The 6,105-nt window shown below is 35.8% G+C and carries 6 protein-coding genes; 1 reads left to right on the top strand and 5 read right to left on the bottom strand.

Annotation, left to right across the window (positions count from 1 at the left end):
• Nucleotides 1-423 precede the first annotated feature (423 nt).
• From AC5XHR_RS05140 to AC5XHR_RS05130, 3 genes are all read right to left on the bottom strand, one after another.
• Nucleotides 424-1,041 carry a hypothetical protein gene (locus AC5XHR_RS05140; RefSeq protein ID WP_495949699.1) on the bottom strand — a complete coding sequence of 206 codons (618 nt, stop codon included), beginning with the start codon at nucleotides 1,039-1,041 and terminating at the stop codon, nucleotides 424-426.
• 30 nt (nucleotides 1,042-1,071) lie between these two features.
• Complete coding sequence (locus AC5XHR_RS05135; protein WP_495949698.1) at nucleotides 1,072-2,700, bottom strand: acyl-CoA carboxylase subunit beta; 1,629 nt, start codon at nucleotides 2,698-2,700, stop codon at nucleotides 1,072-1,074.
• Nucleotides 2,701-2,818: 118 nt separating this feature from the next.
• Nucleotides 2,819-3,454: a peroxiredoxin gene (locus AC5XHR_RS05130; RefSeq protein WP_495949697.1), complete on the bottom strand. Its 636-nt coding sequence runs from the start codon at nucleotides 3,452-3,454 to the stop codon at nucleotides 2,819-2,821.
• 105 nt (nucleotides 3,455-3,559) lie between these two features.
• Here AC5XHR_RS05130 and AC5XHR_RS05125 point away from each other — a divergent pair, with 105 nt between their 5' ends.
• Entirely contained in the window at nucleotides 3,560-4,450 is an 891-nt protein-coding gene (locus tag AC5XHR_RS05125) for a mechanosensitive ion channel family protein (protein WP_495949696.1), read from the top strand.
• Between the two features lie 74 nt (nucleotides 4,451-4,524).
• Here the strand turns inward: AC5XHR_RS05125 and sucC are convergent, their stop codons facing one another.
• Nucleotides 4,525-5,715 carry an ADP-forming succinate--CoA ligase subunit beta gene (gene sucC / locus AC5XHR_RS05120; RefSeq protein WP_495949695.1) on the bottom strand — a complete coding sequence of 397 codons (1,191 nt, stop codon included), beginning with the start codon at nucleotides 5,713-5,715 and terminating at the stop codon, nucleotides 4,525-4,527.
• Between the two features lie 112 nt (nucleotides 5,716-5,827).
• Nucleotides 5,828-6,085: a zinc ribbon domain-containing protein gene (locus AC5XHR_RS05115; RefSeq protein WP_495949694.1), complete on the bottom strand. Its 258-nt coding sequence runs from the start codon at nucleotides 6,083-6,085 to the stop codon at nucleotides 5,828-5,830.
• Nucleotides 6,086-6,105: the final 20 nt, after the last annotated feature.

Below are 6,105 nucleotides of genomic sequence, written 5' to 3'. Positions count from 1 at the left end.
TGTGCCCTAAAGTCACGAAAACCAAAGAATGAAAGATTGCTATAACTCTACAGCAAGAACTAATCAAGAATAAGACTACACATCCAAGAACTAAAAACAGAGAGCTCAAGAGTTAAATTAAGGTTTAAAGTCTTAAGTTTAAAGTTCAACGTTTGGAGTATGAAGTTTATAGTTTAAGGTTGGATTTTTGCTGTTGACTATTGAATGCTGAAGGAGGTGGTCAATATGAGAATCGACTTTGGTATGGACGTTAAAGTTAGAAGTTACAAGTTAGAAGTTGAGCTCATGATGAACTTTCTCCTGGATCTTTAGATCATAATCTAGATGTAAAAAAAGGATTAGAATAAATCATATCCTAATCCTTTATCGTTATTTACTTTTACTTACCTACCAGTATCTTTTATTGCCTTACATTAAAATGTACTAAAAATACTTCCAAAAGTGAATGTCGTAGGATTTAGTATAGGTTCTCACGCACGAAGGAAGCTCAATCCTTAATACGGCACTGATTATATTGTTGTCCGAAGTTTGTTGGAAACTTGGGACAATATCTTTAGATTCAACACTTGTTCCGTTAGCATAAGTAACTTTCCATTGATAAACATAGGATTGGTTTCTAACATTCGGATAAAGAACAACGGTATTGTCTTTTAATTTGATTTCTTGAAATTCTTTAACAGAAATCGTACAATTTACCGTTTGTGACGTTGTTTGTTGTGTCGAAGTTGCTTTATCAACAATCTCAATACTCTTAGAGCAATCTTGCATTCCTTTTGGGGTCATTACCGAAACAGCAATACTCGAATTTCCTGTGGCTTTTGGATTGATTTTGATGCTGTTTTTCTTGCTATCATTTCCAATGATATTGAAACTTCCATCTGGAATTCTCCATTGATGGCAATCAACGCATTGGGCAAGTTCTTTGTCAACAGAAAATGCAACTTCTTCTCCTAATTTTACGGTAGAAGGGCCTTTAATAGTACATTGCGCAGACATGATTGTTGCGTTTGCAATAAGTACTGCAAATAGTGTTTTTTTCATCTGTGTTTTTTTTCTTTTTTAATACTTTATTTATACCTGAATAACTCCTAAATTAAATTTTTCTGTTATGGGTGAATGATTTGCTGCTTCTATTCCCATAGAAATCCATTTTCTAGTATCTATTGGGTTAATGATGGCATCTGTCCATAAGCGTGCCGCAGCGTATGTAGGTTCTGTTTGTTTTTGATATTTTTTCGAAATCGTATCCAAAATCGCATTACTTTCTTCTTTCGTGATTTCTTTTCCTTGTTTTTTTAATGTTGATTCTTGAATTTGAGCCAATACTTTTGCTGCTTGTGCACCGCCCATAACCGCTAATTCTGCCCAAGGCCAAGCGACGATTAATCGTGGATCATAGGCTTTTCCGCACATGGCGTAATTTCCAGCACCGTATGAATTTCCTGTAATGATGGTGAATTTTGGAACAACAGAATTGGAAACAGCATTCACCATTTTTGCACCATCTTTAATAATTCCACCATGTTCTGATTTGGAACCAACCATGAATCCGGTAACATCTTGGAGAAACACCAAAGGTATTTTACGTTGATTACAGTTGGCAATGAAACGCGTTGCTTTATCTGCAGAATCCGAATAGATTACACCTCCAAATTGCATTTCTCCTTTACCACTTTTTACTAATTTACGTTGATTAGCAACAATTCCTACACTCCAACCATCGATTCTCGTTGTCGCACAAATAATCGTTTTTCCGTAATTAGGTTTGTATTCTTCAAATTCAGAATTATCGACCAAGCATTTAATAATTTCGTAGGTGTCGTATTGCTCTGATCGTAAAGCAGGCATAAGTCCAAAAATATCATCTGGATTTGATTTTGGTTTCTGAGATTCAATGCGATCAAAACCGGCTTTATCATAACTTCCGATGGACTTCATGATGTTCTTAATTCGATTCAATGCATCTTTATCATCTTTCGCTTTATAATCGGTAACTCCAGATATTTCGCAATGTGTGGTTGCTCCACCCAAAGTTTCGTTGTCAATATTTTCGCCAATAGCTGCTTTTACAAGATAACTTCCAGCAAGGAAAATAGAGCCTGTTTTATCTACAATCATGGCTTCATCACTCATGATTGGAAGATAAGCTCCACCCGCAACACAACTGCCCATAACTGCCGAAATCTGAACGATTCCTGATGCACTCATCTTCGCATTATTTCGGAAAATTCTTCCGAACATTTCTTTATCTGGGAAAATTTCGTCTTGCATCGGAAGATAAACTCCAGCAGAGTCTACTAAATAAATAATAGGAAGTCTGTTCTCCATCGCAATTTCTTGTGCACGGAGATTTTTCTTTCCCGTAATAGGGAACCACGCACCAGCCTTTACAGAAGCATCATTCGCAACAACGATACATTGCTTCCCAGAAACATAACCGATAACAACAACAACACCTCCACTAGGGCATCCACCTTCGTTTTCATACATTTCATAACCAGCCATTTCGCCAATTTCGATAACATCGGCTTTTTCATCTAAAAGATAAGAAACACGCTCTCTTGCAGTCATTTTACCTTCGTCACGAAGCTTTTGCAATCTTTTTTCACCACCCCCTTTTTTTATTTGGGATTGGATTCTGGTAATCTCGGCTAATTTTAATTTGTTGAAGTCTTCTCGTTTGTTAAATTCTAAATCCATGCGTTGTCAAGGTTCTTTCTATCCCTAAATATATGACAAATTTAAGTTTTGGAAAAATGGAAAACAAAAAGCTCCAACATTTGTCGGAGCCTTTCATAAAAAATATCTAATCAATAATTTACTTGTTGGGTTGCGGAGTAAAACGCAAATACGGTTTAACTTCGGTTACGCCTTTCGGGAATATTTTTCTCGCTTCTTCTGTTGAAATTGAAGGTGGAACAATTACGTCATCACCATCTTTCCAATTTACAGGAGTTGCTATTTTTTCAGCATCGACCAATTGAAGTGAATCTAAAACACGGTTTATTTCATCAAAATTACGTCCAGTAGAAGCTGGATAAGTAATAATTAAGCGTACTTTTTTCTCCGGGTCGATGATCAACAATGAACGAACTGTTGCCGTTGCTGATGCATTTGGATGAATAAAATCATACAATTCGGATACTTTTTTATCAGCATCTGCAATAATCGGAAATTGGACCGTACAGTTTTGAGTTTCATTGATATCGTTGATCCAGCCATGATGGTCTTTTACATCATCAACGCTTAAAGCAATAACTTTCGTATTTTTCTTTGCGAAGTCTTCTGCAAGTTTTGATGTTGCTCCTAATTCGGTTGTACAAACAGGTGTGTAATCGGCAGGATGCGAAAATAAGATTCCCCAAGAATCTCCTAAATAATCGTAAAAATCTAAATTTCCTAAAGATGTTTCTGCTTGAAAGTTTGGGGCTGTATCGCCCAATTTTATAGACATAAATTGTATTTTTTTAATTAGTACTCTACAAAAATAGTAGAGTAAAATTAGATGACCAATTTTTTGGCACGATAATTTCGTATTTTTGCAAAAATTTAACTTTTTATGGACGATTTAGGAACGCAGTTAGACAAGGTTGAAAAGAATGAATATGTAAATAAGGTTTTCGGTACCTTAGACAAATGGTACGATGGTTTTGCCAAATTTACCCCCAATTTAATTGTTGGGATTATTGTTTTCTTATTCTTTTTACTTTTCAGTTCTTTTCTGACAAAAATTACAATTAAGCTTCTAAAGAAATATTTGCCGAAAAAAGCAGATACGGTAACTTCCTTTGTTGGCGCGATTCGATTTGTGATCTTACTTATCGGTACGTTTATTTCACTAGAAATTATGGGCTTGAGTGGTTTCCTATGGAAATTCATCGGAAGTTTGGGGGTTGCCGGGGTTGTTGCCGGGGTTGCATTGAAGGATTTGGTATCTTCTATTTTCTCTGGAATGTTGATTGGTATCGACAAAGCCTTTAAAGTGGGCGATTACATAACCATTGGGACGTATTCTGGAAATGTCCAGGAAATTGGATTTTTAACAACGAAAATTATCACGGATGATGGTCGTAAAGTTTATATTCCGAACCAAACCATTTTTAGTGGACCGTTTTTTAATGTTTCGGATTCCCCACAAAGAAGGATTATTTTTGATTTTGATATTCCTGCAGATGCCAATGTTGTGAAGGCGAAAGAAGTTTTGCTCGCAAAATTAGATGCTATTGATCAAGTAGATTCCCAGAGAAAACCAGTAATTTTAATTACCAATTTGAAAGGTGGAAACTTTACGTTGCAAGTTCAGTTTTGGTTGAAAGTAGGAGAAAGTATTACCCAAGCGAAAAGTGATGCATTACTAACGATTAAGCAAACTTTGGATGATGAAAATATCAAATTGGTAACGCCAACTTCCATTAGTTTGGAAGGAAGTTCATCTATTTCTCAAGATTAAAATATACTATAAAATAAAGAAAAACGCCAATCGAAAGATTGGCGTTTTTTTTATGTAGAGTAGTGGTTAAATAATTAAACCAAAACTTCTTTTACTTTGTTTGCAGCTTCTTCAAGGGTGATTGCAGAGGCAACATTTAATCCTGACTCATCAATCATTTTCTTAGCGATTTCTGCGTTTGTTCCTTGTAATCTAACGATAATTGGAACTGGAATAGATCCCATTTCTTTGTACGCATCAATAACACCTTGAGCAACTCTGTCACAACGAACGATTCCTCCGAAGATGTTAATTAAGATTGCTTTTACGTTAGGATCTTTCAAGATAATATCGAAAGCTGTTTTTACTCTCTGTGCATCTGCAGTACCACCTACGTCAAGGAAGTTTGCTGGGTTACCACCTGAAAGTTTAATCATATCCATTGTCGCCATCGCAAGACCAGCACCATTTACCATACAAGCAACGTTACCATCTAGTTTTACGAAGTTTAATCCAGCTTCACCAGCTTCAACATCGATAGGATCTTCTTCTCTTGTATCTCTCAATTCAGCAAGATCTTTGTGACGGTAAAGTGCGTTTCCGTCTAAAGTTACTTTAGCATCAACAGCGATAATTCTATCATCAGATGTTTTTAATACTGGGTTAATTTCGAAAAGAGATGCATCGATACCAACATACGCATTGTAAAGGTTCCCGATGAATTTTACGAAATCTTTGAAAGCAGCACCTTCTAAACCTAAGTTGAAAGCGATTTTTCTAGCTTGGAAACCTAGTAATCCTAATGTAGGATCAATAACTTCCTTATGAATTAAGTGTGGTGTAACTTCGGCAACGTGCTCGATATCCATACCACCTTCCGTAGAATAAACGATTGTATTTTTACCCAAAGCTCTATCTAAAAGTACAGAAACATAAAATTCTTTCGTTTCTGAAGCTCCTGGATAATATACATCTTCTGCAATCAAAACAGAGTTTACTTTTTTACCTTCTGCAGACGTTTGTGGTGTTACCAACTGCATTCCGATAATGTTTTGGGCATTTTCTTTAAGTTTGTCCATGTTAGGAGAAAACTTAACACCACCACCTTTTCCACGTCCACCTGCATGAATTTGAGCTTTTACAACCCAACCTTGCGCACCTGTGTCAGCAGTCAATTTTTCGGCAGCAGCTACAGCTTCCTCAACGTTATTTGCTACGATACCACGTTGTGTGACAACACCGTATTTCGCTAAAATCTCTTTTGATTGATACTCGTGAAGATTCATAATATTTTTATGTTAATTATTTAATTTTTTTAAGTTTTACAAATATAAAAAATTAGTCGGGTTCTAGCGAGGAGAATAAAAAGATATTCGTCATATTTTTAGAAACTTAGTTCTAATACGTTCTCCCAACCTCTTTACAGATTTCTAAATATTCGTCTGGCATTTTCGAAAAAGTACCGTTTTCATAATACTCATCCGTATGCGGAATGTAGATGGAATACGACTTTCCATAGGGTAGAAGCGGAATAAAAAACAATTCGAAATACTTTCGATACACGGTAACGATGGCGTTGACCTCGAATCCGTTTTTGTAAATTTTCCGATTAACCTTCGCTATGGGCTTTTTATTAAATCCAAAAATGAAAAACATTTAGGTATAAAATTGAACTA

The sequence above is a fragment of the Kaistella sp. CFF1-2 genome (assembly GCF_059509915.1).
This window is presented reverse-complemented; position numbering and strand designations above follow the sequence as displayed.

What these genes read in the sequence shown, in the direction of transcription:
- AC5XHR_RS05140 (WP_495949699.1), bottom strand. Translation starts at nt 1,041, where the DNA reads ATGAAAAAAACACTATTTGCAGTACTTATTGCAAACGCAACAATCATG.
- AC5XHR_RS05135 (WP_495949698.1), bottom strand. Translation starts at nt 2,700, where the DNA reads ATGGATTTAGAATTTAACAAACGAGAAGACTTCAACAAATTAAAATTA.
- AC5XHR_RS05130 (WP_495949697.1), bottom strand. Translation starts at nt 3,454, where the DNA reads ATGTCTATAAAATTGGGCGATACAGCCCCAAACTTTCAAGCAGAAACA.
- AC5XHR_RS05125 (WP_495949696.1), top strand. Translation starts at nt 3,560, where the DNA reads ATGGACGATTTAGGAACGCAGTTAGACAAGGTTGAAAAGAATGAATAT.
- sucC (WP_495949695.1), bottom strand. Translation starts at nt 5,715, where the DNA reads ATGAATCTTCACGAGTATCAATCAAAAGAGATTTTAGCGAAATACGGT.
- AC5XHR_RS05115 (WP_495949694.1), bottom strand. Translation starts at nt 6,085, where the DNA reads ATGTTTTTCATTTTTGGATTTAATAAAAAGCCCATAGCGAAGGTTAAT.